Origin of the sequence: Streptomyces sp. NPDC015139 (assembly GCF_043079785.1) — a bacterium.
Taxonomy (GTDB): domain Bacteria; phylum Actinomycetota; class Actinomycetes; order Streptomycetales; family Streptomycetaceae; genus Streptomyces; species Streptomyces albidocamelliae.
Genome location: NZ_JBIBUW010000007.1, coordinates 1 through 26,246, shown reverse-complemented (window position 1 = coordinate 26,246; position 26,246 = coordinate 1). Strand labels below are relative to the sequence as shown.

General features: G+C 68.7%; 23 protein-coding genes. 14 read left to right on the top strand and 9 right to left on the bottom strand.

Annotated features, from left to right (window positions below; genetic code table 11):
• Window positions 1–64 precede the first annotated feature (64 nt).
• Window positions 65–988, bottom strand: a complete 924-nt coding sequence (locus ACF08B_RS20100; protein WP_392318590.1) for a hypothetical protein — start codon at window positions 986–988, stop codon at window positions 65–67.
• A gap of 137 nt (window positions 989–1,125) precedes the next feature.
• Between ACF08B_RS20100 and ACF08B_RS20095 the strand changes: the two genes are divergently transcribed.
• From ACF08B_RS20095 to ACF08B_RS20040, 12 genes are all read left to right on the top strand, one after another.
• Complete coding sequence (locus ACF08B_RS20095) at window positions 1,126–3,756, top strand: valine--tRNA ligase (protein ID WP_392318589.1); 2,631 nt, start codon at window positions 1,126–1,128, stop codon at window positions 3,754–3,756.
• A gap of 410 nt (window positions 3,757–4,166) precedes the next feature.
• Window positions 4,167–5,624: a bifunctional folylpolyglutamate synthase/dihydrofolate synthase gene (locus ACF08B_RS20090; RefSeq protein ID WP_392318903.1), complete on the top strand. Its 1,458-nt coding sequence runs from the start codon at window positions 4,167–4,169 to the stop codon at window positions 5,622–5,624.
• Between the two features lie 8 nt (window positions 5,625–5,632).
• Entirely contained in the window at window positions 5,633–5,989 is a 357-nt protein-coding gene (locus tag ACF08B_RS20085; RefSeq protein ID WP_093477673.1) for a DUF4233 domain-containing protein, read from the top strand.
• Between the two features lie 184 nt (window positions 5,990–6,173).
• On the top strand, window positions 6,174–6,587 hold the full coding sequence (gene ndk, locus ACF08B_RS20080) for a nucleoside-diphosphate kinase (RefSeq protein WP_073893946.1): 414 nt from the start codon (window positions 6,174–6,176) through the stop codon (window positions 6,585–6,587).
• Window positions 6,588–6,896: 309 nt separating this feature from the next.
• Window positions 6,897–7,916 (top strand): rod shape-determining protein, encoded by a 1,020-nt coding sequence (locus ACF08B_RS20075; protein WP_020940056.1) that lies wholly within the window; start codon window positions 6,897–6,899, stop codon window positions 7,914–7,916.
• A gap of 165 nt (window positions 7,917–8,081) precedes the next feature.
• Window positions 8,082–9,020 carry a rod shape-determining protein MreC gene (mreC, locus tag ACF08B_RS20070; RefSeq protein ID WP_093477676.1) on the top strand — a complete coding sequence of 313 codons (939 nt, stop codon included), beginning with the start codon at window positions 8,082–8,084 and terminating at the stop codon, window positions 9,018–9,020.
• Window positions 9,021–9,033: 13 nt separating this feature from the next.
• Window positions 9,034–9,711 carry a rod shape-determining protein MreD gene (mreD, locus tag ACF08B_RS20065; RefSeq protein WP_093477678.1) on the top strand — a complete coding sequence of 226 codons (678 nt, stop codon included), beginning with the start codon at window positions 9,034–9,036 and terminating at the stop codon, window positions 9,709–9,711.
• Between the two features lie 191 nt (window positions 9,712–9,902).
• Window positions 9,903–12,152 carry a penicillin-binding protein 2 gene (gene mrdA, locus ACF08B_RS20060; RefSeq protein ID WP_392318588.1) on the top strand — a complete coding sequence of 750 codons (2,250 nt, stop codon included), beginning with the start codon at window positions 9,903–9,905 and terminating at the stop codon, window positions 12,150–12,152.
• A complete protein-coding gene (gene rodA, locus ACF08B_RS20055; protein ID WP_392318587.1) occupies window positions 12,149–13,345 on the top strand; it encodes a rod shape-determining protein RodA in 1,197 nt (398 codons plus the stop codon). Before mrdA ends, rodA begins: the two co-directional genes overlap by 4 nt.
• 127 nt (window positions 13,346–13,472) lie before the next feature.
• On the top strand, window positions 13,473–14,972 hold the full coding sequence (locus ACF08B_RS20050) for a CHAD domain-containing protein (RefSeq protein WP_392318586.1): 1,500 nt from the start codon (window positions 13,473–13,475) through the stop codon (window positions 14,970–14,972).
• 70 nt (window positions 14,973–15,042) lie between these two features.
• Window positions 15,043–17,004: a TIGR03960 family B12-binding radical SAM protein gene (locus ACF08B_RS20045; protein WP_392318585.1), complete on the top strand. Its 1,962-nt coding sequence runs from the start codon at window positions 15,043–15,045 to the stop codon at window positions 17,002–17,004.
• A 1-nt stretch (window position 17,005) separates the two neighbouring features.
• Window positions 17,006–17,191 carry a hypothetical protein gene (locus ACF08B_RS20040; RefSeq protein ID WP_392318584.1) on the top strand — a complete coding sequence of 62 codons (186 nt, stop codon included), beginning with the start codon at window positions 17,006–17,008 and terminating at the stop codon, window positions 17,189–17,191.
• A gap of 592 nt (window positions 17,192–17,783) precedes the next feature.
• Here the strand turns inward: ACF08B_RS20040 and ACF08B_RS20035 are convergent.
• The 6 genes from ACF08B_RS20035 to ACF08B_RS20010 all read right to left on the bottom strand — a co-directional run bounded on the left by ACF08B_RS20035 (window position 17,784) and on the right by ACF08B_RS20010 (window position 23,142).
• Window positions 17,784–18,473: an esterase/lipase family protein gene (locus ACF08B_RS20035; protein WP_392318583.1), complete on the bottom strand. Its 690-nt coding sequence runs from the start codon at window positions 18,471–18,473 to the stop codon at window positions 17,784–17,786.
• Between the two features lie 296 nt (window positions 18,474–18,769).
• Window positions 18,770–19,762 (bottom strand): hypothetical protein, encoded by a 993-nt coding sequence (locus tag ACF08B_RS20030; protein ID WP_392318582.1) that lies wholly within the window; start codon window positions 19,760–19,762, stop codon window positions 18,770–18,772.
• 65 nt (window positions 19,763–19,827) lie between these two features.
• Window positions 19,828–21,072: a tyrosine-type recombinase/integrase gene (locus tag ACF08B_RS20025; protein ID WP_392318581.1), complete on the bottom strand. Its 1,245-nt coding sequence runs from the start codon at window positions 21,070–21,072 to the stop codon at window positions 19,828–19,830.
• Window positions 21,072–21,266 (bottom strand): helix-turn-helix domain-containing protein, encoded by a 195-nt coding sequence (locus tag ACF08B_RS20020; protein ID WP_352083736.1) that lies wholly within the window; start codon window positions 21,264–21,266, stop codon window positions 21,072–21,074. The genes ACF08B_RS20025 and ACF08B_RS20020 overlap by 1 nt, the downstream gene beginning before the upstream one ends.
• Window positions 21,263–22,660 carry a replication initiator protein RepSA gene (repSA, locus tag ACF08B_RS20015; protein ID WP_392318902.1) on the bottom strand — a complete coding sequence of 466 codons (1,398 nt, stop codon included), beginning with the start codon at window positions 22,658–22,660 and terminating at the stop codon, window positions 21,263–21,265. The genes ACF08B_RS20020 and repSA overlap by 4 nt, the downstream gene beginning before the upstream one ends.
• A 26-nt stretch (window positions 22,661–22,686) precedes the next feature.
• Window positions 22,687–23,142, bottom strand: a complete 456-nt coding sequence (locus ACF08B_RS20010; protein WP_392318580.1) for a hypothetical protein — start codon at window positions 23,140–23,142, stop codon at window positions 22,687–22,689.
• 281 nt (window positions 23,143–23,423) lie between these two features.
• On the opposite strand from ACF08B_RS20010, the gene ACF08B_RS20005 reads away from it, so the two are divergent.
• Window positions 23,424–24,182, top strand: a complete 759-nt coding sequence (locus ACF08B_RS20005) for a GntR family transcriptional regulator (protein ID WP_392318579.1) — start codon at window positions 23,424–23,426, stop codon at window positions 24,180–24,182.
• On the top strand, window positions 24,179–24,724 hold the full coding sequence (locus ACF08B_RS20000; protein ID WP_392318578.1) for an AAA family ATPase: 546 nt from the start codon (window positions 24,179–24,181) through the stop codon (window positions 24,722–24,724). The genes ACF08B_RS20005 and ACF08B_RS20000 overlap by 4 nt, the downstream gene beginning before the upstream one ends.
• A 498-nt stretch (window positions 24,725–25,222) precedes the next feature.
• On the opposite strand, the gene trxA is transcribed toward ACF08B_RS20000, so the two are convergent.
• Both trxA and ACF08B_RS19990 read right to left on the bottom strand, forming a co-directional pair.
• Window positions 25,223–25,552, bottom strand: a complete 330-nt coding sequence (gene trxA, locus ACF08B_RS19995) for a thioredoxin TrxA (RefSeq protein WP_392318577.1) — start codon at window positions 25,550–25,552, stop codon at window positions 25,223–25,225.
• 397 nt (window positions 25,553–25,949) lie between these two features.
• Entirely contained in the window at window positions 25,950–26,138 is a 189-nt protein-coding gene (locus ACF08B_RS19990; RefSeq protein WP_392318576.1) for a hypothetical protein, read from the bottom strand.
• Window positions 26,139–26,246: the final 108 nt, after the last annotated feature.

Here is a 26,246-nt window from a genome sequence, read left to right as displayed (position 1 = left end):
GCACGAACCATGCGAAGGGGCCCCGGTCACCGACCGGGGCCCCTTCGCACGTCCTGCGGCAAGGTCAGGCCTTGACGCGGACCTCGTTGCGGAACTTGGCGACGAGCGCGGCGTCGGCCGCCGGGTCGCTGCTCCTGCCGGCCACCAGGCTCGCGAAGTCCATCGGCATGACGAACCCGAGGGTGCTGTGGTCACCCCAGATGCAGATGGTCATCGTCACGTCCTTCGGGCCGCCGCTGCTGCTGCCGGTGGGCGCCGAGGCCTGCTGGCACTTGAGGACCGCACCGTCGAGCCCGTCCGGCGTGTACGCGGTCGGCTCGCCCTTCAGGGAGGCCCCGCTGTCGCTGTCCTTCTGGGACTCGCTCTTCATGTACGCGAACATCGCGTCCACGGCCTTCCCGGGGTCGTCGATCGTGCCGTAGACGCCGCCGAAGTTGATCCCCTTCTTGCTCAGCGGGTTGTCGGGGTCCCCGGACGCGTAGGAGGCGCTGACGTCGTGCGGGTCCTGCACGCCCCACTTCTCGGCGTCCTTCAGGTCCTTGTCCGTCATGGAGCCGCTGTCGCTCTTGGACTTCTTGTACTCCGTCAGCACCGTCGCCGGAGTCGTCAGCTTGTGGGGGCCGTCGTCCGCGACGTCGCTGCTGCCACTGCTCCCGCCGAGCACGAAGTACGCGCCCACCGCCACGGCCGCCACCACGGCCACCGCGCCGAGGATCAGGCCCGTCTTCTTCTTCCCGCCGGCCGGCTGCGGCGCCTGGGGCATGCCGTACGGCGCCTGCTGCTGCGGCACACCCTGCTGCGGGTAGCCGTAACCCGGCTGCGGCGGAGCCGCGGGAGCCTGCTGGGGGTAGCCATAGCCGGGCTGCGGAGCCTGCGGCTGCTGGCCGTAAGGGCCCGGCTGGCCGTACGGCCCAGGCTGCCCCGGCTGGCCGTACGGACCCGGCTGCTGGGGCTGCTGGCCGTACGGGCCCGGCTGGTTGCTGCTCATTACTGGGTTCCCCTCCAGATGCTTATGTGTTCCTGACATCCTGGCCCAGGCCCGGGAAAGGCACGGCACCGGGGGCCGCACCGTTACAGAACAAACGTGTTTCGGGACCACGCCGTGACACCTCTAAACTGACCCCCGTGACCGAGAACGCTCATCAGCAGCCACCCGCGCCCGACTCCGAACTGCCGACCCAGTACGCGCCGGCCGATGTAGAGGGGCCGCTGTACGAGCGCTGGGTAGAGCGCGGTTACTTCGAGGCGGACGCGAAGAGCGACAAGCCGCCGTACACGGTCGTCATCCCGCCGCCGAACGTCACCGGCAGCCTGCACCTCGGGCACGCCTTCGAGCACACGCTCATCGACGCCCTGACCCGCCGCAAGCGGATGCAGGGCCACGAGACGCTGTGGCAGCCGGGCATGGACCACGCCGGCATCGCCACGCAGAACGTCGTCGAACGCGAGCTGGGCAAGGAGGGCAAGTCCCGGCACGACCTCGGCCGTGAGGCGTTCGTCGAGCGCGTCTGGCAGTGGAAGGCCGAGTCCGGCGGCCAGATCAGCGGCCAGATGCGCCGCCTGGGCGACGGCGTCGCCTGGTCCCGCGAGCGCTTCACCATGGACGAGGGCCTCTCCCAGGCCGTCCAGACCATCTTCAAGCGCCTCTACGACGACGAGCTGATCTACCGCGCCGAGCGCATCATCAACTGGTGCCCGCGCTGTCTGACGGCCATCTCGGACATCGAGGTCGAGTACCAGGACGACGACGGCGAGCTCGTCTCCATGAAGTACGGCGACGGGGACGACGCCATCGTCGTCGCCACCACCCGCGCCGAGACGATGCTCGGCGACACCGCCGTCGCCGTCCACCCCGACGACGAGCGCTACAAGCACCTGGTCGGCAAGCTCATCAGGCTGCCGCTGACCGACCGCTCCATCCCGGTCGTCGCCGACACGCACGTCGACCCCGAGTTCGGCACCGGCGCCGTCAAGGTGACCCCGGCCCACGACCCGAACGACTTCGAGATCGGCCAGCGGCACGACCTGCCGTCCATCACCGTGATGGACGAGCACGCCGTCATCACCGTCCACGGCCCCTTCCAGGGCATGGACCGCCTGGAGGCCCGCTCCGCCATCGTCGCCGCGCTGCGCGCCGAGAGCCGGATCGTCGCCGAGAAGCGGCCCTACGTCCACTCCGTCGGCCACTGCTCGCGCTGCAAGACCACCATCGAGCCGCGCCTGTCCATGCAGTGGTGGGTCAAGGTCGGCCCGCTGGCGAAGGCGGCCGGCGACGCCGTCCGCGACGGCAAGGTCAAGATCCATCCGCAGGAGATGGAGAAGCGGTACTTCGACTGGGTCGACAACCTCCACGACTGGTGCATCTCGCGGCAGTTGTGGTGGGGCCACCGCATCCCGGTCTGGTACGGCCCGAACGGCGAGGTCGTCTGCGTCGGCCCCGACGAGGAGCCCCCCGGCACCGAGGCGGACGGCTGGAAGCAGGACACGGACGTCCTCGACACCTGGTTCTCCTCCGGCCTGTGGCCGTTCTCCACCCTCGGCTGGCCCGAACAGACCGAGTCACTCGCGAAGTTCTACCCGAACTCCGTCCTGGTCACCGGCTACGACATCCTCTTCTTCTGGGTCGCCCGGATGATGATGTTCGGCCTGTACGCGATGGACGGCACCCCGCCGTTCCACACCATCGCCCTGCACGGCATGGTCCGCGACCAGTTCGGCAAGAAGATGTCGAAGTCCTTCGGCAACGCGGTCAACCCGCTGGACTGGATGGACAAGTACGGCTCCGACGCCCTCCGGTTCACGCTGGCCCGCGGCGCCAACCCCGGTGTCGACGTGCCGATCGGCGAGGACTGGGTCCAGGGCTCCCGCAACTTCGCCAACAAGATCTGGAACGCCACCCGCTTCGCGCTGATGAACGGCGCCACGGTCGAGGGACCGCTCCCGGAGCCGTCGAAGATGTCGGCGACGGACCGCTGGATCCTGTCCCGGCTGAACTCGGTGGTCGCCGAGGTCGACGCCCTGTACGAGGACTTCCAGTTCGCGAAGCTGTCCGACGCCCTCTTCCACTTCGCGTGGGACGAGGTCTTCGACTGGTACGTCGAGCTGTCCAAGACCGTCTTCCAGGCGGGCGGCGAGCCGGCCGAGGTCGGCAAGCGGGTCCTCGGCGAGGTCCTGGACGTCACCCTCAAGCTGCTGCACCCGGTCGTGCCGTTCGTCACGGAGACGCTCTGGACGACGCTGACCGGCGGCGAGTCGGTCGTCATCGCCGAGTGGCCGGCCGACAGCGGCTTCCGTGACAGCGGCGCCGAGCGCGAGATCGAGACCCTCCAGTCGGTCATCACCGAGGTCCGCCGCTTCCGCGCCGACCAGGGCCTGCAGCCCGGTCAGCGGGTCCCGGCCCGACTGACGCTGGACGGCACCGCCCTCGCCCCGCACGAGGCCGCCATCCGCCAGCTGCTGCGCCTGCAGCCGGAGGGCGAGTCGTTCACCGCCACGGCGACGCTGCCGGTCGCCGGTGCGGAGGTCGCCCTCGACCTCTCCGGCACCATCGACGTGGCCGCCGAGCGCAAGCGCCTCGCGAAGGACCTGGCCGCCGCCGAGAAGGAGAAGGCCCAGGCCACGGCCAAGCTCGGCAACGAGGCGTTCCTCGCGAAGGCCCCGGAGAACGTGGTCGACAAGATCCGCACCCGCCTGGCCAAGGCGGAGGAGGACATCGCCCGCATCCAGGCCCAGCTGGACAAGCTGCCGCAGGCGTAATCCGCGACACGGCCCAGAAGGCCCCGGCACCTCAAAGGCGCCGGGGCCCCGGCCGACCGCAAAGACTCCGGTGCCGTGACCGGCTCAGGGGCGCGGGGAACGGCGCGACAAGCCACGACGTGCCCGCACCCGATCGACGGTCCCGGCCCTCCGGTTGCGCCGTCGACGCCAGTCACCCGACGGCCGAGGCCCCGGCAGTCCCCTCAGGGGCGCGGGGAACTGCGCGCCAAGCCACGACGCACCCGCACCTGGCGGACTGCCCCCCGACGCCCCGAACCCCCGTCGGGACCCGGTGAGACAAGCCCTCCCATACCGGCGCCGCGAAGCGCCCCCTCGCTCCGTAGACTGGCCTCGTGAGCGACCACCCCGGCAACAGCGACACTCCCGACCCCCTCGACAGCTTCGAGGAGATGATCGAGGCCGAGACCGACCGCGACCCCGACCTGGCGGTGATCGAGGCCGGCAGCCGCACCCTGCGCACCCAGGGCGGCCCGCCGCAGGCCGACGTACCCGCGCGGCCGGCGGACCCGGAGGTCGACAGGGCCCTGCGCGAGGTCGAGGCGGACCTGGCCACCCGCTGGGGCGAGACCAAGCTGGAGCCCTCGGTCAGCAGGATCGCCGCGCTGATGGACGTCCTCGGCGAGCCGCAGCGCTCGTACCCCTCGATCCACATCACGGGCACGAACGGCAAGACCTCCACCGCCCGCATGATCGAGGCCCTGCTCGGCGCCTTCGACCTGCGCACCGGCCGTTACACCAGCCCCCACGTGCAGTCGATCACCGAGCGGATCAGCCTGGACGGCGCCCCGATCTCGGCCGAGCGGTTCATCGAGACGTACCAGGACATCAAGCCGTACGTCGAGATGGTCGACGGGCAGCAGGAGTACCGGCTGTCCTTCTTCGAGGTGCTCACCGGCATGGCGTACGCGGCCTTCGCGGACGCGCCCGTGGACGTCGCCGTCGTCGAGGTCGGCATGGGCGGCTCCTGGGACGCCACCAACGTGATCGACGGCGACGTCGCCGTGGTCACCCCGATCGACCTGGACCACACCGACCGCCTCGGTGAGACGCACGCGGAGATCGCCACCGAGAAGAGCGGCATCATCAAGCAGGACGCGACCGTCATCCTGGCCCAGCAGCCGGTGGACGCGGCGCAGGTGCTGCTGAAGAAGGCCGTCGAGGTGGACGCCACCGTGGCCCGCGAGGGCCTGGAGTTCGGGGTCGTCGCCCGGCAGGTCGCCGTCGGCGGGCAGCTGCTCACCCTGCGCGGTCTCGGCGGCGAGTACCCCGAGGTGTACCTCCCGCTGCACGGCGGACACCAGGCGCACAACGCGGCCGTCGCCCTCGCCGCCGTGGAGGCGTTCTTCGGCGTCGGCGCGCAGCGCGCGGAGCCGCTGGACATCGACACGGTCCGCAAGGCCTTCGCCGCCGTGTCCTCCCCGGGCCGCCTGGAGGTCGTACGACGGTCGCCGACGGTCGTCCTGGACGCCGCGCACAACCCGGCGGGCGCCGCGGCCGCCGCGGAGGCCGTGCGGGAGGCGTTCGACTTCACCCGGCTGATCGGGGTCGTCGGCGCGAGCGGCGACAAGAACGTGCGGGGGCTGCTGGAGGCCTTCGAGCCGATCTTCGCCGAGGTCGTCGTCACGCAGAACTCCAGCCACCGCGCCATGGACTCGGACGAGCTCGCCGCCATCGCCGTCGAGGTGTTCGGCGAGGAGCGGGTGCAGGTCGAGCCGCGGCTGCCCGACGCCCTGGAGGCCGCGATCACGCTGGCCGAGGAGGAGGGCGAGTTCGCGGGCGGTGGCGTCCTGGTCACCGGTTCGGTCATCACGGTCGGCGAGGCCCGGCTGCTGCTGGGGAAGGGCTGAGGTCTCCCGTGCGTACGCTCTGTTCATCGACTCTCATCGGCGAGTTCTTCGTCATCGGCTTCGCCGGGCTCGTCGCCATGAAGCAACCGGACCTGTCCACCTCGACGGTGTGGCTGGTCAGCGGCATCGCCATGCTGCTGTGCGTGCTGCTGTGCGGCATGGTGACCCGGCCCGGCGGGATCGCCCTCGGCTGGGTCCTGCAGATCGCCCTGGTCGCCTCCGGCGTCTTCGTCCCTACCATGTACTTCATGGGCGTGATCTTCGCGGCCCTGTGGTGGGCCTCGGTCCACTACGGCAGGAAGATCGACGAGGCGAAGGCCCGCTTCGCGGCCCAAGCCGCCGAGAACACCCCCTCCGGCGCCTGACGGCATCCGCCGGCCGGGTCCCCGGCCGGCGACGGCAGCTCTCGGTCACGACGGCGGCGGCCCGCGAGGTCCCCGCACCGGTGGCCTCCGGGTTCACCGCCCCGCTCAAGTTGACACTGCGTGACGGAGACGCGGGGCGGCCCTGTAGCCTCATCCCACCGCACACGCTGAAAAGGAGCACGTCGTGACGCAGCGCACCCTCGTCCTGCTCAAGCCCGACGCCGTCCGTCGAGGCCTGACCGGCGAGATCATCGGCCGGATCGAGCGCAAGGCCGGCTGGCAGATCACCGCGCTGGAACTGCGCACCCTGGACCGCGCCACGCTGGAGCAGCACTACGCCGAGCACGTCGGCAAGCCGTTCTACGAGCCGCTGGTCGAGTTCATGTCCTCCGGCCCGGTCGTCGCCCTGATCGCCGAGGGCGAGCGGGTCATCGAAGGGGTCCGCCAGCTGGCCGGCCCGACCGACCCGATCGCCGCCGCCCCCGGCTCCATCCGCGGCGACTTCGGTGTGATCGTCCGCGAGAACCTGATCCACGCCTCCGACTCCGAGGAGTCCGCCGAGCGCGAGGTGAAGATCTTCTTCCCCGGCCGCGCCTGAGCCGCGTGGCGAATTCTCGCTAAATTTTCTGACCGGGCGTCAGTTCGGTCCGCGTGCCTGACCAGGGGCGGTCGTGCGTTTTCGGCCGTCCTTTGGCATATGCCTTGCCGATCGGGGGAACGCCTTCCTCCGATGGACCGTCTCCACAAGCGGGGCGGCCCGCCATCTGGTGACAATGGCGGAGACCCTCGCGCAGTGTTCGTGCAGGCGCGTTTACGATGGAAGCCTTCACGTCACAGCACCCGCCTCGCCGACCTGACATGCCCTCAAAAGCTCGGGAAGGCCCGATGAATCCGGATGGGGAACTCAATGTCGTTCATCGGCCGTGACATGGCTGTCGACCTCGGGACCGCCAACACGCTGGTGTACGTCAGGGGTCGCGGGATCGTGCTCAACGAGCCGTCCGTCGTGGCGATCAACACCAACACGGGCGGCATCCTCGCGGTCGGCGCCGAAGCGAAGAAGATGATCGGCCGGACGCCGGGCAACATCGTCGCCGTCCGCCCGCTGAAGGACGGTGTGATCGCCGACTTCGAGATCACCGAGCGGATGCTCCGCTACTTCATCCTGAAGATCCACAAGCGGCGGTATCTCGCCAGGCCCCGCGTCGTCGTCTGCGTGCCCTCGGGCATCACCGGCGTCGAGCGCCGCGCCGTCATCGAGGCGTCCTCCCAGGCCGGTGCCCGCCAGGTGCACATCATCGAGGAGCCCATGGCGGCCGCCATCGGCTCGGGCCTGCCGGTGCACGAGGCCACCGGCAACATGGTGGTGGACATCGGCGGCGGCACCACGGAGGTCGCGGTCATCTCGCTCGGCGGCATCGTCACCGCCCAGTCGATCCGCGTCGCCGGCGACGAACTCGACAACGCGATCATCCAGTACATCAAGAAGGAGTACAGCCTTCTCCTGGGTGAGCGCACCGCGGAGCAGATCAAGATCACGATCGGTTCGGCGTACGACCTCGACAGCGACGAGCACACCGAGGTCCGCGGCCGGGACCTGGTCTCCGGACTGCCCAAGACCGTCGTCATCTCGGCCGCCGAGGTCCGCAAGGCGATCGAGGAGCCGGTCAACGCGATCGTCGACGCCGTCAAGACCACCCTCGACAAGTGCCCGCCGGAGCTGTCCGGCGACATCATGGACCGAGGAATCGTTCTGACCGGCGGCGGAGCACTGCTGCGCGGGCTCGACGAGCGGCTGCGGCGGGAGACCGGCATGCCGATCCACATCGCCGAGGACCCGCTGGACAGCGTCGCTCTCGGCTCGGGCAAGTGCGTCGAGGAGTTCGAGGCGCTGCAGCAGGTCCTGGACGCCCAGCCGCGCAGATGACGTAACTCTTCGATTCCGCCGCACGAGACGTTCTCCTCTCGTGCGGCGGATCGTTGGTATAGAGGCATAAGCTCCCCCAAATGGGCCGCTTCGGTTTGCGCCGCACCATTCGCGTTCTCCAGGGCCCGCACCATTCCGACTTGAGGAAGGGCACGGCCGCCGCACGTGAGGGACACGAAAGAGAGCCGGCTGCTCCTGGTCCTGCTGATCGCCATCGCGTTCGCGCTGATCACGGTGGACATCCGCGGGGGCCGCAACTCCCCGGTGGACGGAGCCCGGCAGGCCGCGGCAGCGGTGTTCGGCCCCGTCGAGAACGGACTGTCCTCGGCGGTCGATCCGGTGGGCAACGCCGTCTCGGCCATCCGTGACTCCGGCAGCCGGCACGACCGGCTCGCCGCCCTGGAGAAGGAGAACGCGGCCCTCAAGGCGAAGCTCGGCAGCGACGACCGCAACCGCAGCCGCCTGGCACAGCTCGACAAGATGCTGAAGATCGCCGGCGAGGGCCAGTACGGCATCAAGGGCGCCCAGGTCATCGCCATCGGCTCGGCACAGGGCTTCTCCTGGACCATCACCATCGACGCGGGCGCCAACGACGGCATCAAACGGGACATGACCGTGCTGAACGGCGACGGGCTGGTCGGCCGCGTCACCACCGTCGGCCCGGACACCTCCACGGTGCTCCTCGCCAACGACCCCGACTTCACCGTCGGCACCCGCATGGAGGGCAGCGACGAACTCGGCTTCGCCTCCGGCCAGGGAGACCGCCCGCTACGCGTGGAACTGCTCAACGGCAAGGCGGAGGTGAAGAAGGGCGACCGGCTCATCACCTTCGGCTCGCAGGCCGACAAGCCGTTCGTGCCGGGCGTCCCGGTCGGCGTGATCTCCCGCGTCGACCCCTCCGGCGGTGGCCTCACCCGCACCCTCTACGTCACGCCGTACGTCAGCTTCACCAAGCTGGACGTCGTCGGCGTGGTCGTCGAGGCCCCGAAGAAGGACCCGCGGGACACGGTGCTCCCGGCCCACCCCAAGCCCACGCCGACCCCGACGGTGACCGTCACGGTGACCCCGTCGGCCGACGCCAACACGACCGACCAGCAGCAGTAGGAGCTGAATCCCCATGCGTGTCAACCGGATCCTGCTCTCCTCAGCGCTGGTCGTCGTCGCCCTGGTCATCCAGGTCAGCGTCCTCGCCCGGCTGCACCTGCCGGGCGCCGTCCCCGACCTGCTGCTGCTCACCGTCCTCGGACTCGCGATGGTGTACGGCCATGTCGGCGGCGCCCTCGTCGGCTTCGGCGCGGGGCTGCTCGCCGACCTGGCCCCGCCCGCCGACCACGCCGCCGGCCGCTACGCCCTCGTGCTGTGCGTCATCGGTTACTTCGCCGGGCTCGTCAAACCGGAGAGCGGCCGGCTGAAGTCGGCGACCGGGCCCATGGCCGTCGTGGTCGCCGCCGCCGTCGGTTCCACCCTGCTGTACGCCGGTGTCGGCGCCCTGGTCGGCGACACCGCCGCCCGCCACGTCGGCCTGACCGGCCTGCTGATCTCCGCCGCCCTGTACGACCTGCTGCTCGCCCCGTTCGTGGTCCCCGGGATCATGTGGCTCGCCCGCAAGGCCGACAACGACCCGCTCACCGAGAGCAGCCCCGCGGCCAAGGCCGGTGACATCTCCTCCGGCTGGCTCTCCTCCGGCACCGGCCTGCGCATCGGCAGCCAGCGCGGCGGTCTCGGCGCCCTGAAGGCCAAGGCGCGCACCCGCTCCACCCGGGTCGGTCGCATCAAGGGGGTCAAGCGGCTGTGACGGCGGGGGAGTTCACCCGAACGAGTCGGATGCCGCGGAACCGGGGCTCACAGACCGGTCGTTCATCATGCGTACACACGCAGGCGGCTCGCACACACGCAGGACAAGCACAGGCAGGGCAAGCAGAGGCAGTGCCCGCACAGGCATTCCGCGCGCAGACATCCGCGCACTGAGAGGGGGAGACAGCCGCAGTGACCAACATCCCCGAGACCGGCCGGACCCCACGGGTCCAGATCCGGCTCGTCGTGATCCAGATTCTCGTCCTCTCCCTCCTCGGCACGCTCGGCGGCCGGTTGTGGTACCTCCAGATCCGTGAGGGCGCCTCGTACCAGAAGGAGGCGTCCGGCAACCACGTCCAGCAGGTCGTCGACCCCGCCGTGCGCGGCGACATCCTGGACGCCCGGGGCGTCCCCCTCGCCGACAACGAGACCCGTCTGGTCGTCTCGGCCTCCCGCACCGACCTGCTCAAGCAGAAGGACGACGGCAAGGCCGTCCTGACCAAGCTGGCCGGCGTCCTCGGCATGAGGCCGCAGGACGTCATGCAGAAGGTCCGGCTGTGCGACTCCAAGACCCCCCAGCCCTGCTGGAACGGCTCGCCCTACCAGCCGATCCCGATCACCGACGAGGCGACGGCCCGGCAGGCCCTGCAGATCCGCGAGCGCTCCGAGGACTTCCCCGGCATCACCGCCGAGCCCGAGGCCGTGCGCCGCTACGCCGGCCCCGGCAAGTCCAACTCCGCCCAGGTGCTGGGCTACCTCTCGCCCGTCACCGACTCCGAGATCCAGAAGGCCAAGGACACCGACTCGCCCTACCTGCGCTCCGACATGGTCGGCCGCTCCGGCATCGAGCGCACCTACGACAAGGTGCTGCGCGGCAAGGCAGGCGTGACCCGCTACGAGGTGGACAACCTCGGCCGGGTCATCGGCAAGGCCAAGTCGGACGCCGCCGAGGCCGGTTCCAACCTGGTCACCAGCATCGACTCCCGGGTGCAGCGCGTCGCGGAGTACGAACTGGACAAGGCGATGAAGGTCGCCCGCCAGCAGTACGACAAGATCACCGGCGAGAACTACAAGGCCGATTCCGGCGCCGTCGTGGTCATGGAGGCCAAGACCGGCCGGATCGTCGCCATGGCCTCCGCGCCCACCTACGACCCGAACGTCTGGGTCGGCGGCATCTCCGCCAAGGACTACAAGGCCCTCACCGGCAAGAACTCCGACTACCCGCTGCTCAACAGGGCCATACAGGGTCAGGCGGCCCCGGGCTCGACGTTCAAGGTGGTCTCCACGGCCGCCGCGGTCCAGGCGGGCTACGTCTGGGACGGCGGCTACCCCTGCACCAGCTCCTACTCCGTCGGCGGCCAGGTCTTCAAGAACTTCGAGGGGGAGAGCTTCGGCCCGATCTCGCTCGGCCGGGCGCTGGAGGTCTCCTGCGACACCGTCTTCTACGGCCTCGCCGACCGGGAATGGAAGAGGGACGGCGGTATCAACCCCAAGAAGGGCCAGCCCAAGGACTGGTTCTTCAAGACCGCCCACCAGTTCGGCCTCGGCAAGGAGACCGGCGTCGACCTGCCCAACGAGGTCACCGGCCGCGTCCCCGACCGCCAGTGGAAGCTCGACTACTGGAAGGCCAACAAGGACGCCTGGTGCAAGTCCGGCAAGAAGGACGGCACCTACGTCGAGAAGATCGCGTACGAGAACTGCCTCGAAGGCAACAAGATGCGCGAGGGTGACGAGATCAACTACTCCATCGGCCAGGGCGACACCCTCGTCACGCCGATCCAGGAGGCCGTGATCTACGGCGCCGTCGCCAACGGCGGCACGATGTACCAGCCGACCATCGGCAAGGCGATCATCAGCGCCGACGGCCGGACCGTCACGCCGATCAAGCCCAAGAAGAACGGAAAGCTGCCGGTCAGCCAGGCCACCCTCAAGGGCATGAACGACGCCTTCGCGGGCGTCATCACCCGCGGTACGGCCGCCTGGAAGTTCGGCGGCTGGCCGCAGGACAAGATCGCCCTGCACGGCAAGACCGGTACGGCCGAGGTCTACGGCAAGCAGACCACCTCCTGGCTGGCCACGTACTCCAAGGACTACACGGTGATCATGACGATCGCCCAGGCGGGTACCGGTTCCGGCGCCTCCGGTGAGGCCGTGCGCAACATCTACAGCGCCCTCTACGGCGTCAAGGGCGACGGCTCCGTCGACAACAAGAAGGCGCTGCTGCCCGAGCCGCAGAAGGGCCTGCCCAAGGTCCGCACGGACGGCACCATCGTCAACCCGAAGGTCAAGGGCGATCCGGCCAAGGACGTCGAGGCCGCCCAGAAGGACAACACGACCAACGGCGACGACCAGCAGCCGGCCACCACACCCTCGCCCACCACGCGCAACCGTGACACCCGCAGGCGGCCTCGCCGCAGGGGAAGCCGGAGGATGCCCTCATGACCGGCGCGAACGGCTTCTCCGTCTCCGGGTACGGCCCCGAGCGGGCCGGCTGGACCAGGATCTTCGCCCGCGACTCGCTCGCCCGCCGCCTGGACTGGCCGATCCTGTTCGCGGCCACCGCCCTGTCCCTCATGGGCTCGCTGCTCGTCTACTCCGCGACCCGCAACCGCACCGAGCTCAACCAGGGCGACCCGTACTTCTTCCTGGTCCGCCACCTGATGAACCTCGGCATCGGCATCGCCCTGATGATCGGCACGCTCTGGCTCGGCCACCGCGCCCTGCGCAACGCCGTGCCGATCCTCTACGGCCTGTCCGTGGCCCTCGCCCTGGTGGTCCTCACCCCGCTCGGCGCGACGATCAACGGCCAGCGCAACTGGCTCGTCATCGGCGGCTTCTCGCTCCAGCCCGCCGAGTTCCTCAAGGTGACGATCATCCTGGGCATGGCGATGCTGCTCGCCGCGCGGGTGGACGCCGGCGACAAGCCGTACCCCGATCACCGGACCGTGTTCCAGGCCCTGTGCCTGGCCGCCGTCCCGATCCTCATCCTGCTGCTCATGCCCGACCTCGGGTCGGTGCTGGCCATGGTGGCGATCATCCTCGGGGTGCTGCTCGCCTCCGGCGCCTCCAACCGCTGGGTCTTCGGCCTGCTCATCGCCGGTGTGATCGGCTGCATCGCCATCTGGCAGCTGCACATCCTGGACGAGTACCAGATCAACCGCTTCGCGGCCTTCGCCAACCCCGACCTGGACCCCGCCGGCGTCGGCTACAACACCAACCAGGCCCGTATCGCCATCGGCTCCGGCGGCCTGACCGGAGCGGGCCTCTTCCACGGATCGCAGACCACCGGCCAGTTCGTGCCCGAGCAGCAGACGGACTTCGTCTTCACGGTCGCGGGGGAGGAGCTGGGCTTCCTCGGCGCGGGCCTGATCATCTTCCTGCTCGGGGTCGTCCTCTGGCGCGCCTGCCGGATAGCACGTGACTCGACCGAGCTGTACGGGACGACCGTCGCCGCCGGAATCGTCGCCTGGTTCGCCTTCCAGTCCTTCGAGAACATCGGCATGACCCTCGGCATCATGCCGGTCACCGGTCTCCCCCTGCCGTTCGTGTCGTACGGCGGCTCGTCGATGTTCGCGGTATGGGTGGCGATCGGACTCCTGCAGTCGATCAAGGTGCAGCGGCCGATGTCGGCGTAGGCCCTCGCCCGCCCGGCGCCGGCGGGGCGAGGCCGGCCACGGGTACCCGACCCCGGGACGGGTACCCGGGTCTGACCGGCGCCGGTGCCCACTGCCGAAACGGCGCCCCGGACATTAGATTCGATCCATGGCGGACGAGAAACGCGAGATCGAGCGCAAGTACGAATCCGACGACAGCGGGCTGCCCGACCTGACAGGCGTCGGCGGGGTGGCGTCCGTCCTGGACAAGGGCGTGGTCGAGCTCGACGCCACCTACTACGACACCGTCGACGAACGCCTGGCCACCGCCTCACTCACCCTGCGCCGCCGCACCGGGGGCGCCGACGCCGGCTGGCACCTGAAGTTCCCCGTCGCACCCGGGGTCCGCGACGAGATCCGGGCCCCCCTCTCCGACACCGTCCCCGACGAGATCGCCGCCCTCGTCCGCTCCCGCGTCCGTGACGACGAGCTGATCCCCCTCGTCCGGCTGCGCTCCGCCCGCGACGTGCGCCACCTGGTCGACGCCGACGGCACCCTGCTCGCCGAGGCGAGCGTCGACACCGTCACCGCCGAGCGGCTCAACGGCAAGGGCGGAGCCGCCCAGTGGACCGAGATCGAGGTGGAACTCGCCGACGACGGAGACCCCGCCTTCCTCGACCGGGTGGAGAAACGACTGCGCAAGTCGGGCGTGCGCCCCTCCACGTCACCGTCCAAACTGGCCCGCGCCCTGGAACAGACCGCCCCCCGCCGCCGCCGGAGGACGAAGCCCGCACAGCCGGTCACCGCCGGCGACCACGTCCTCGCCTACCTCCGCGCCCAGCGGGACGTAGTGGTCGAGCTCGACCCCGCCGTCCGCCGCGACGTGCCCGACTCCGTGCACCGCATGCGGGTCGCCACCCGCCGCGCCCGCAGCACCCTGCGCACCTTCCGCAACGTCCTCGACCGCGGCGCCACCGATCCCCTCGTCGCCGAGCTGAAGTGGCTCGCGGGCGAGCTGGGCATCGACCGCGACCAGGAGGTGCTCGCCGACCGCCTCACCAAGGCCCTCGACGACGTCCCCCCGGCCCTGGTCACCGGGCCGGTCCGCGAGCGGATCACCGGCTGGGCGGAAGCCCGCCACCGCGGCGCCCACAGCCACCTCACCGGGGTCCTCGACTCCCGCCGCTACCTCACCCTGCTGGACACCCTGGACCGGCTCCTCGCCGACCCGCCTCTGCGTAAGGCGGCCGGCAAGAAGCCGCGCAAGGCGCTCGGCAAGGCCGTACGCAAGGATCTGGCGAAGGTTTCCGCCCTGGTGGAGCAGTCGATGGAGCTGTCGCCCGGCGAGGACCGCGACCACGCCCTGCACGAGGCCCGCAAGAAGGCCAAGCGCACCCGCTACGCGGCCGAGGCCGCCACGCCCGCCCTTGGCGGCCCCGCCGGCTCCCTGGCCAAGTCCATGAAGTCCCTGACCAGCCTCCTCGGGGAGCACCAGGACAGCGTCATGGCCCGCCACACCCTCCGCGAGCTGTCCGCGGTGGCCCACGCGGCGGGGGAGAACACGTTCACGTACGGCCTGCTGCACGGCAGGCAGGAGGCCCGGGCGACGAGGACGGAGGAGGACCTGCCCGGCCTGTGGAAGAAGATCGGTTCGTCGGTGCCCGGCTGAGCGTACGGGGGAGCCCGTCGGGCGGGTTACGCTGAATGGTCACCCCTGTCAGCTCATGAAGGTTCGCGAGATGCCTGTCGAGTCGGTTTTCCCGCAGCTCGAAGCTCTGCTCCCGCACGTGCAGAAGCCGATCCAGTACGTCGGCGGTGAGCTCAACTCCACCGTCAAGCGCTGGGACGAGTGCGACGTCCGCTGGGCGCTCATGTACCCGGACGCCTACGAGGTGGGACTGCCCAACCAGGGCGTCATGATCCTCTACGAGGTCCTCAACGAGCAGGAGGGCGTCCTCGCCGAGCGCACGTACAGCGTGTGGCCGGACCTCGAGGCGCTGATGCGTGAGCACGACGTCCCGCAGTTCACGGTGGACAGCCACCGCCCGGTGAAGGCCTTCGACGTGTTCGGCCTCAGCTTCTCCACGGAGCTGGGCTACACCAACATGCTCACCGCCCTCGACCTGGCGGGCATCCCGCTGGAGTCCAAGGACCGCACCGTCGACGACCCGATCGTCCTGGCCGGCGGCCACGCCGCCTTCAACCCGGAGCCGATCGCCGACTTCATCGACGCGGCGATCATCGGCGACGGCGAGCAGGCCGTCCTCGACATGACCCGGATCATCCGCGAGTGGAAGGCGGAGGGCCGCCCCGGCGGCCGCGAGGAGGTCCTCCTCCGCCTGGCGAAGACGGGCGCGGTGTACATCCCGGCGTTCTACGACGTCGAGTACCTCCCGGACGGCCGCATCGGCCGGGTCGTCCCCAACAGGTCCGGTGTCCCGTGGCGCGTCTCCAAGCACACGGTGATGGACCTGGACGAGTGGCCGTACCCGAAGCAGCCGCTGGTGCCGCTGGCGGAGACGGTCCACGAGCGGATGTCGGTCGAGATCTTCCGCGGCTGCACCCGCGGCTGCCGCTTCTGCCAGGCAGGCATGATCACCCGCCCGGTGCGCGAGCGCTCGATCACCGGCATCGGCGACATGGTCGACAAGGGCCTGAAGGCGACCGGCTTCGAGGAGGTCGGCCTGCTCTCCCTGTCCTCCGCGGACCACTCGGAGATCGGCGACATCGCCAAGGGCCTGGCGGACCGCTACACGGACGACAAGATCGGCCTCTCGCTGCCGTCCACCCGCGTCGACGCCTTCAACGTCGACCTGGCGAACGAGCTGACCAGGAACGGCCGCCGGTCCGGCCTGACCTTCGCCCCCGAGGGCGGCTCGGAGCGCATGCGGAAGGTCATCAACAAGATGGTCTCCGAGGAGGACCTGATCCGGACCGTCGCCACCGCCTACGGCAACGGCTGGCGCCAGGTGAAGCTGTACTTCATGTGCGGCCTGCCGACGGAGACCGACGACGACGTCCTGCAGATCGCCGACATGGCGACGCACGTGATCCAGAAGGGCCGCGAGGTCTCGGGTTCGAACGACATCCGCTGCACGGTCTCGATCGGCGGCTTCGTCCCCAAGCCGCACACCCCGTTCCAGTGGGCGCCGCAGCTGTCGGCGGAGGAGACGGACTCCCGTCTCGCGAAGCTGCGCGACAAGATCCGCGGCGACAAGAAGTACGGCCGCTCGATCGGCTTCCGCTACCACGACGGCAAGCCCGGCATCGTCGAGGGCCTGCTCTCCCGCGGTGACCGCCGCATCGGCGCGGTCATCCGCGCGGTGTACGACGACGGCGGCCGCTTCGACGGCTGGCGCGAGCACTTCTCGTACGACCGCTGGATGGCCTGCGCCGACAAGGCACTGGAGCCTTTCGGCGTCGACGTCGACTGGTACACCACCCGCGAGCGCACCTACGAGGAGGTCCTGCCCTGGGACCACCTCGACTCCGGCCTCGACAAGGACTGGCTCTGGGAGGACTGGCAGGACTCCCTCGACGAGACCGAGGTCGAGGACTGCCGCTGGACCCCGTGCTTCGACTGCGGCGTCTGCCCGCAGATGGACACGGCCATACAAATCGGCCCGACCGGCAAGAAGCTGCTGCCTCTGACGGTCAAGAACGCAGGCCCGACGCCGACTTCGAGTGGTCACACGCACTGAGGTGAGCGAGGCACTCGATCGGGTGATGGAGGCGCTGGCGGGGGCGGGCGAGGACGCGGTGGCTGCGGCGCTGTCTGAGCTCGCTGTTCCGCGTCCTCGTCCTCTGGTGCTGGCGGCGCGATCCCGGACGCCATTGCCGGTTCCTGGAAAAGCCCCGCAGGTCGTCTCCGAGGTGGAGTGGGTCTGAGCGCGCCTTTCTTCTTTGGGAGGAGGCGCAGTACTGATTGGCGGTTCGGCAGCGGCATCCGCCTCTGCATTGGCGGCCCACTCGTCTGGCGCGAAGCCCGGATCGCGCTGACCGAGCTGGTACGCCGTCTCGACCGGCCCAGGCTGGGTGGCCAACCCACTTCAGTCACGATCCGCAACGCATGAAGCGCCCTGCCGCGTCCCCGACACGCCGCAGAGCAGCGCCTGCGGCCGACGGTCGAGTACCGCGGCGCTCGCACGATCATTCGGCCGGCAATGGCCCGTGAGGACGGCGCGACGATCTTCGCGGTGGTCAACCAAGCGCCGCTGCCCGAGCGTCCGAGGTCCGGCGGATTGCCGTGACCACCCGCTGCAGGCTTGTCAGCCAGAAGATCTGCGGTCACCACGCGCAGCAGGTAGTTGGGGGTGCCCAACAGTCGCTCCGCCTGGATCACCTTGGGGATGGCTGCGAGCCCTTGGGAGGAGACCGCGAGCTGTCCACGGTCACCGTGGCGCGGGTGGACTGTTGTGGCCGGACTGGAGACGGTGACAGGGGCCGCGGCGAGCGGCCCCTGCCAGCTGTTGGGGAGCGGTCAGTTGTTGATCACGTCCCGGGTCTGGGCGTAGACCGTCGCGTCGGTGAGCAGGCCCGTGTGGCTGAGGCAGGCGGTCTTGGTGTTGGCGGCGCCGGACAGGGAGACGGAGCTGTCGGGGTTGATCACCGTGTCGCAGGGCGACCACCAGGTGGCGTAACGGGGTGAGCCTGGCGTTTCGTTGCCGGAGTTGAGGGCGGCGAGGAAGCTGGAGCCGATACGCATCTCGGTGCAGGAGGTGTCGAAGCAGCTGTTGGCGCTGTCGGTGCCGTGGTTCGGTCCGCCCAGTGACACCCAGGAGTCGACCTTGGAGGTCCCGCCGAGGTTCTTGAGGTAGTAGCGCGAGGAGAGCCCTCCCATGGAGTGGCTGACGATGTCGACCTTGGTGGCGCCGGTGGCCGTGAGAAGACGGTCGACCTCGGTGGACAGCTGCTGGGCGGTCGTGGCATTCGACTGGTGCCAGTCGTAGGACCACTGGTCGAGGTAGGTGGATGGCCAGCCGTCGGTTCTGAAGCGGCCTGCCATGGTGTTCCAGTTGCTGGCGTCACCGGTGTAGCCGTGGACGAACAAAACGGGGTTGCTGGTCGAGTTGAAGGTGGGGCTGCTTGACGCCTGGGCGGGAAGGGCGGCCTGTACGGCGAGAAGGGCGCCGGTCGCGGCGACGGCTGCACTGGCAAGGGATTTGTTCACGACGGACTCCCGGTGGGGTTCGGGACAGCGCTCGAAGGCGCGTTCTGACAAAGGACAGCGCTGAGGCGCTTCCCGGGTTGCGGGAGCTGTGCCTACAGGCGTGCGGCGGCATGTCGAGGGGCCGGTTCGCGTGGCCGCACGGGGGAGAGGACACCGGTGTCATCGAGGGTGGCGTGAGCGTACTGACCGGTAGTTATCAGTGGTCAAGAGGCGTGCGCGGAAATCTTTCCACCCGGCCGATGCCTCAGCGCGGCGCGCCCTGCGCGCCCTGTGGAGCGGCCACGGGGTGACCGTGCCTACGGAATGAACAAGTCCGCCAGGTAGGTCGGTTTGGCCTCTATCTCGGCATACCGCCCGGTCTCCTTCGACCAAGCGACGTTCCCGGCGGTGAGCGCGTGGAAGTCCCTGACGCAGCGCAGTGCCTCATCGACGACGTCGTCGAGGAGGCCGGAACGCAGCCGTTCGGGCAGGACCTGTTCGAGATCGAGGATGCGCTGGACGTATCCGGCCTGCATCACGGCCACTCGCTCCACCGCCTCCTGGAGGCTGCACCGGTGATGATGGCAGATCACCGTGACGGCGTTGAACGCATAGTCATGCGCGAGTTCTTTGGGTAGCGAGTAGAGATCATTGATGCAGGCATTCGCGTAGATCACCGCCTCTCGCATGTCCGCGAAGGCCGGGTTCGCATGCAGTTGGTCGGACAGGTCGACACCGGTACCGATTTCCATCAGGTCCAGAACGGCGTCGAACGCGAACGAGGCGCGGCGGTGGGCGAGATATTGCTGCAGGCCGGGTACGCGCCCTTCCTCCCGATGGATCATATCGGCCCGGTAGCTGTCGAAATACCACAGTAGGTGCGGGATGAATCGTCGCTGCCATGTGGAAGAACGGACAGCCGTCGTACGGCGCCACAGATCGGCCAGGGAGCGCGCCAGTCGCCCGGCCGCAACGGTTCCGTCGAAGACGGCGAACAGTGGCCCGAACGCCTCCCGCCACCGCTCGGGCTGGTAACCGCGCACCGGGTCGTCGTCGAACTGGTCGTCCAGCTGGAACAGCCATGCGTTCCAATGGGTGATCAGCGTCAGTGCCTCCCGTGAGGCGTTCGGGCACAGCCACGCGGTGAGCCGGTCCACGCGGGTGCGGTGCACGTGCCGCCGTGCCTCCTCGGTGGGCACCAGACCGAACTCGTCCAGCCACGCCTCAACGTCCGTCGTGGCTGCCTGTAGTTCCGGATTGAGCGCTGCCGGTACGGGTATGTAGAGGTCCGGAATCCGGAAATTGTCCATACGTCAGCTCGCTTCTCGGTAATTCTCTGCCATTCGCGAACTTGTTCCTCTGGTGCAGCAGCAGGTCACCGACCTTCAGAGGCATCCGGGGCCGTGCTCGGGCCGTCAAGGCGGGAAGGCTCCCCGAAGAGAGCATCCACGGCGGACCGGGTCCGGCTGTCACTGCTGGGCATGAGGTGTGTGTACGTGCGCAGCGTGAATGCCGGGTCGGCATGACCGAGGTACTCGCTCAGGGCCTTGATGCTCTCCCCGGCGTCGAGCAGGACCGACGCATAGAAGTGCCGTAGCGCGTGCATGCCGTTTCCAGGCCCAGGGGTCATTCCGCCGGCCACGAGTGCCGGTCGCCAAAACTGCTTGTTGAACGAATTGCGATCGATTGCCGCACCAGCCGGAGATCGGCAGATCAGCGGTACGGAAACAACCGGACCATCCAGCGTCCGCCACGACAGTTTGGCGTCCGCAGGAGGGCACCGGGTCAGGTGGGTCGTCAAGGACGCAGCCACCGAATCCGGCAGGGGCACGTCTCTTGCCTTGCCGCCCTTAGGCAAGGAGAAGATCGGACGCCCCCGTAGGAGCTTCACCTGTCGCACCACGTGCAGCGTGCCACTCTCGAAGTCGACATCATCCACTCCGAGCCCGAAGGCTTCACCCTGCCGAAGCCCACAACCGGCCGTCAGATCGACAAGCACCCGGTAGCGGTCATCGAGCGCAGTCCGCACGGCCCGCACCTGCTCGTACGACCAGGGGACAACCTTCCGTGGGGCAAGGCGCGGTGCCTTCACCGAACGCGCGCGGCAGGGGTTCTCATGGATGATTCGATCTTCCACCGCAGCGGTGAACACGGTCGAGACGTGAGCAAAGATGACCCTGCGATATGCGGCAGCAAGGCCGATCTCCTCTAGGGTCCGCAACCAGGACCGCATGTGCGACGGAGTGAATGACGCCATCGGCCGCTGCCCGAGGTGTGGGAAGGCGTGAAGACGCAACCGGGACTCGACGGACTCACGCGTCAGCGGATCAGCGTCCTGGCTCGCCATCCACCCTTCGGCGAACTGCTGGAAGGTGATCCGTCCAGCCTGGGGCGAGACGTAGGCTCCGCGAGCCATGTCGGCCTCTAGGTTGGCGAGCCACTGCTCAGCCTCGCGCTTCCGGCGATCCGGAAAGCTCTTGGACCTCTCCGTGCCGTCCGGCGCGATGTACCGGGCGCGGTAGCGCATGCCGGTGCCGTGTCGGTCGGTCTTGACCCTGACGGTCTTGCCGTCAGGTCCGGTCTCGGTCTTGTACCAGCGGTCTTGGATGTGTCCGGCCATCAGGCAGCCTCTTCCATCAGAGACTGCACCCAGGCACGGACGTCATCCGGGTCGAAGCGAAGATGCCGGCCGACGCGGAAGCCACGGGGCCCGGTGCCCTTGCGACGCCATTGGTACACGGTCTCGACGCTAGGCAGACGCAGCATGATGACGAGGTCTTCCGGGGTCAGATACTGGTCAGGTAGCCGCTTCATACGCACACCTCCCAGTCGTCCGGATCCGGCATGTCGGCGAGCGCTTCGCGTGCTGTCTCTCGGTTCAGTCGGATCTCCTTCGCGATCGTTGCGGCGAGCCAGGACTCACCAGGGGTGTGGCCCTGTCCGGCGTAGGTCCAGTGGGCGAGCACGAGCGTGGAGCCCTCCGTGTCGTCGAGGTTTTCGGAGAGCCCGCGTTCGCGGCGTTCCTGCCGGGCGCGGTAGTCGGCGCGGACCTGGCGCAGGGCGGTGAGGGTGGTGGAGTAGCGGCGGGACTTGGTGGAGAAGTGGCCGCGGAAGCCGAGCATGTGAGCCCAGCGGGCCAGCATCCGTTCCGGGTAGGCGTTGTCGAGGTGCCAGCAGGCTTCGATCAGGCGCCGGGTATGAGCGGGCAGAGGAAGCTTGTCGAGTTCGGACAGCTCCCCGATGCGGTGGTCGACGGTGCCGGTGGTCTCAGCCGCCTTGGTGGCGTACTTGGCCACGTAGGAGGCCACGGCCTGTTCCGTCAGCTCCTCATGTCCGAGGGCACCGATGGGCTGGACGTCGACCTGGGAACCCCAGCGCAGGGTACGGGCCGGGCGGTCACCGGAGGCGGGCACCGGGACGGAGACGCGAGCGGCAGCCGCCTTGATGGCATCGTCCAGGAGAGCGACGGTGGCCCACGCCAGCGGAGCCGTGTTCGGCCCGTCGGGACCGTCGAGGCGCACCACCGCGTGGAAGTGGACGGAACCGCGCTTTTGGAACTCGGCCACCTTGCCGAAGGAGACCCGGCACACCTCTTTCAGCTCTGCCTGAGTCAGGCCCGCGCGGGCGGCGATCTCCCGGCGCAGGTAGATGGTGAAGCGCCGCCACAGGTCCCCGGCGTAGTTGTTGAACAGCACCGCGCCCGCGTAGTCGTAGCGCTCCGGGTCGAGGGCCGTGCCCAGGGCCGGGTCATCCTCGGCGTGCAGGGCACCGCAGCGGCAGTGGCCTGAGTCGGGCCGGTTGTGGACCGGGCCGAACGAGGGAGCGGTGAGGGTGGCGAAGACGCGGGGGTGATCCCGCACCGTGGCCGGGACGTCCTTGTGTTCGTCGCCCGTGATCCCGGCCCGGATCAGGTGGTAGGTGTCCCCGGCATAGGTCCAGGCGCAGGCCGGGCAGCGGGACGCACGGCGGTTGCCGCAGGCCACCCGGAGCATGCCACCCGGCTCGTTCGCGGTGCTGTACGAGTAGAGGATGTCACCGGACTTGGCGTCGCGGGTGACGGTCTCGCCCCGCAGGCGGATCGGATGAGAGCAGCCACCGGTACGGCGCACCTGTTCCTGCCACCGGTCGAAACCAGGGCTGTTCGCCACCCGAAGCAGGTCTGCGAGGGTTAACGGGTCGGTGCCCAAAGAGGCCGCAGCACCAGCCACGGCCTCCGGGGCGAGGGGGAACACCGTCACGCAGCCACCCCCGCAGACTCGACACCCGGCAGGGACTGAGGACCCGTCAGGCCGCCGAACACCGGGTCGCCGGGGCAGATCACATCGCCGTCGTGAGTGAGGATCTTCAGCCCGTCGACCGGGACCCGGGTCCACAGGGGGAAGCGGTCCGAGCCGCAGCCGGGGCACGCCGAACGGGGCAACCCCCGCTTCGGGGTGGATGCGATGCGGGTGCGCAGGGCCGCGACGTAGGCGGCGTGCCGTTCCTTGGCTCGGGTGCTGATCTGGTCGGGAGTGATCTGATCGACCGCGTACTCGTTCAGGCCCGAGCCCTCGCAGTAGTCGCAGAAGATCTGCATCGGGTCGACGTCGTCGCTTGCCCAGCCGGACCCCTCGCACATGGTGCAGTCGGCCCAGGGGCGCGAGGTGAGGAAGTACAGACACTCGGCCGGGTCGGCGCACCGAGCGTCCATGCAGGCGGGGCAGGCCCGTAAGCGAGTAATTGTCACGACGAGAGGAGAAGCAGGCATGATGGATGTGCCCTTCGAGGGTCAGGGAGCGGCTATCTGCTTGGCGGTGGAAGCCGCTCCTTGCTGTGTTTGACCAGGACTTTTGCCGATCAGCGCCCTACCTGAGGCGCCGTTCACAGTCGACGCTTGCGATCGACGGGTACATCCCTAAGGTGCCCTAGGGCACCTTAGGGTGTCAAGGGGTACAGTAGGCAAGTACCAACGGAGACAAGGGAGCTGACGGGATGTCGGATCAGGCCGACAATCGAGCGCCGTACGAGCAGATTGCCGCCCACTACGCGGAACTGATCGCGTCCGGCGAGCTGGGACCAGGCACGCTCTTGCCGAGTATCAAGAGCCTGGCGAAAGACTGGAAGGTCAGCGCCGCGACCGCCGAGAAGGCGATCCGGAAGCTGCGCGGCGAGGGGCTTGTCAGAGGGATCCACGGCATCGGCACGGAGGTTCTCGACCGGCCCTCCCCTATGTCTTCTGGGTCGCAGCGCCTAGACCGAGGACGGCGCACCGGGTCGAGCTGGGGCTCTGGCGAAAGGTCTGACTCGCACCAGGCCGCCGTCGTGCCGGCACCCGCGGACGTGGCGGAAGCCCTGGACATCGCACCCGCTTCCGAGGTGATCAGGCGACGTCGTGTATACCGCGACCGGCACGGCATCGTTGCGCACTCCACGTCGTGGATTCCCGCGCGATACGGACGGCTGATTGCTCAACTGGCAAATAGTGAGCGTCTGACCGGAGGAACATCGCTTCAGCTCATCGCTCAGGCCACCGGCCGACCGATCACCCATCGAATCGACACCGCGTCGGCTCGTCTGTTGACGCCAGAGGACGCGGAGCTCCTGGAGCTCGACCCGTCGAGGCCGCTCACAGACCCTGTAGTCGTGATGACTGCGAAGTTCATCGACAGCGAGGGCGAAGCCGTTGAGTACGGCGTCGACCTTGGAAGCCCCGGCCGCACGTGGCGGACAGAATCGGAAGTCGCCCAGTGACGAGCACCGACGACAGCCGCCGACCGTTCTGTGTCCTGATGGCAGGGCTCCCCGGCTCGGGTAAGACCACGCTTTCTCGTGCGCTCACGGCCCGAGGCTTCATGCGGCTTTGCCCGGACGAGGAGATGTATCGCCGCCACGGTGTCTACGGGGTCGACTTCCCGCGAGGAACGTTCCCAGCCCTTGAGCGACCCGTACTCGAAGAGATCGCGGTGGAGCTTCAGCAGCAGCTCAGAATCGGGCAAGACGTGGTGGTCGACCATGGATTCTGGACGCCGGACGACCGCGCATATTGGCGATCACTCGTGACCGAAGCAGGCGCCAGCGTGGTCCTGGTGTACCTGGAGGCCAGCCACGATGAGCTGTGGTCGCGCGTGAGCAAGCGGAACGCTCAGCATGAAGCCGATCCGAACTCGATCTACTTCGCCGAAAGCGACTTGCTGCGCTACCGCACCCGGTTCGTGCCTCCTGAGCCCGGCGAGCCGCACATGGTCTACAACGGCGACCCTGAATCGGTTTTGAAGGCTCTCGAAGCCGCCTGACCTGCCCAAGTCGTTCGGGGCCCGATCCCGCCCCCTAGCTGGTTACAGGTTTCTCTACCTCATCAAGCCCCGGCTGCGCTCCGCTCCGCCGGGCGCGCTTCCCGGCTCCGCTCCGGGCGACGCTCCTGCCTTCGGCCCGCTCCGCCCGCGCTGCGCCGACGCGCGCCCACTGGTGGATAGGGCCAGGGGCCATGAGTCGATTACCCCGCGCGACGGTCAGAACAGTGCCTCCGGCGGGGGATCGGCCGGCACCGGGATGGAGGGGGCGCCGTTCCCGACTGCGGATCCGTAGGGGCGTGCGCGGGAGGCTCCCATCCCGTACGCCATCGACCCAGGCAGAGCCGAGCAGACGCGGCCCATGGCGTCCAGGTCGTTCGTACAGTGGCGCGCTCCACCTGGACGCCATGAACCACGCCCGCTCCACGGTGTGTGGGTCGACGGCGTACGGGATGGGAGCTGGGGAGGGTGGTGTGCTGAGGAACAGCTGCGGCCGTGGGGCTAGATATTCGCGTCGACGAATGCTTGCAGTTGGGACTTGCTGATCGCTCCGACCCTGGTGGCCGCGACTTGGCCGTCTTTGAACAGCAACAGGGTAGGGATGCCTCGGATCCCGTACTTTGGCGCCGTCTCCGGGTGGTCGTCGATGTTGAGCTTACCCACGGTGAGCTTGCCCTCGTACGCCGAGGCGATGTCGTCCAGCATTGGAGAAATCATCTTGCACGGTCCACACCAGGCAGCCCAGAAGTCGACCAACACTGGACCCTCAGACTTTAGTACGTCTGCGTCAAAAGACGCGTCGCTCAAGTGCTTGATCAGGTGGGAGGCCATCTGACTCCTCGGTGCTCGAAGGCGCGCCCTCTCGTAACAGAAAGAGCTTGATCGAGCACTCACGGTAATGCAGCCTCCCGGCGGTTGCAGCTACTGATCGACCAGCACTTGCGCCGGGGATGGCTCAGGGTGCCACGTGAGGGTCGAGCAGGACGCGCGACAGCTGGGGGCCCAAGAGGGCCGAGAACGCAACAGAGAGCCACGCGTGCCCCCCGCGTGCCCGAAGAGCGGGTGCTCGACGGGGAACGACGGGGAGTCACGGCAATCAGTACGGAAACGCACAGGTCAGCGTCTCGCCAGCTCAGCCCGGATCCGCGTACGCGATCTTCCAAACTGGTGCTCCATGACCCTGGCAATGAGGCTCGACTGGGTCATGGAGACTTCGCCAACCGCTCGGTCAACTGTCGACGTCACGATCCAGCGCCGTGCTCGCTTGCTGGAGGAACTCTCGTACCCCTTGCTCCAACTGCTTGAGCTCCTCCGGGAACTTGGAGGTGTCATAGGCGACGATCGAGTCGGCTGCCTCGTCAGAGATGCGAGCGAAGCTCTGCAAGATCCGGAACGGAGCAGCGAGGCCGCTCGACACCTCCGTCACCTTAGAGCGTCCGCCAGTAGGTCATCGGATGCGGGGTGTGCGGGGTCGTGTGTCCCATCGGTAGCGGGTCCAGGCTCGGCGAATGAGGTAGCGGGTGGT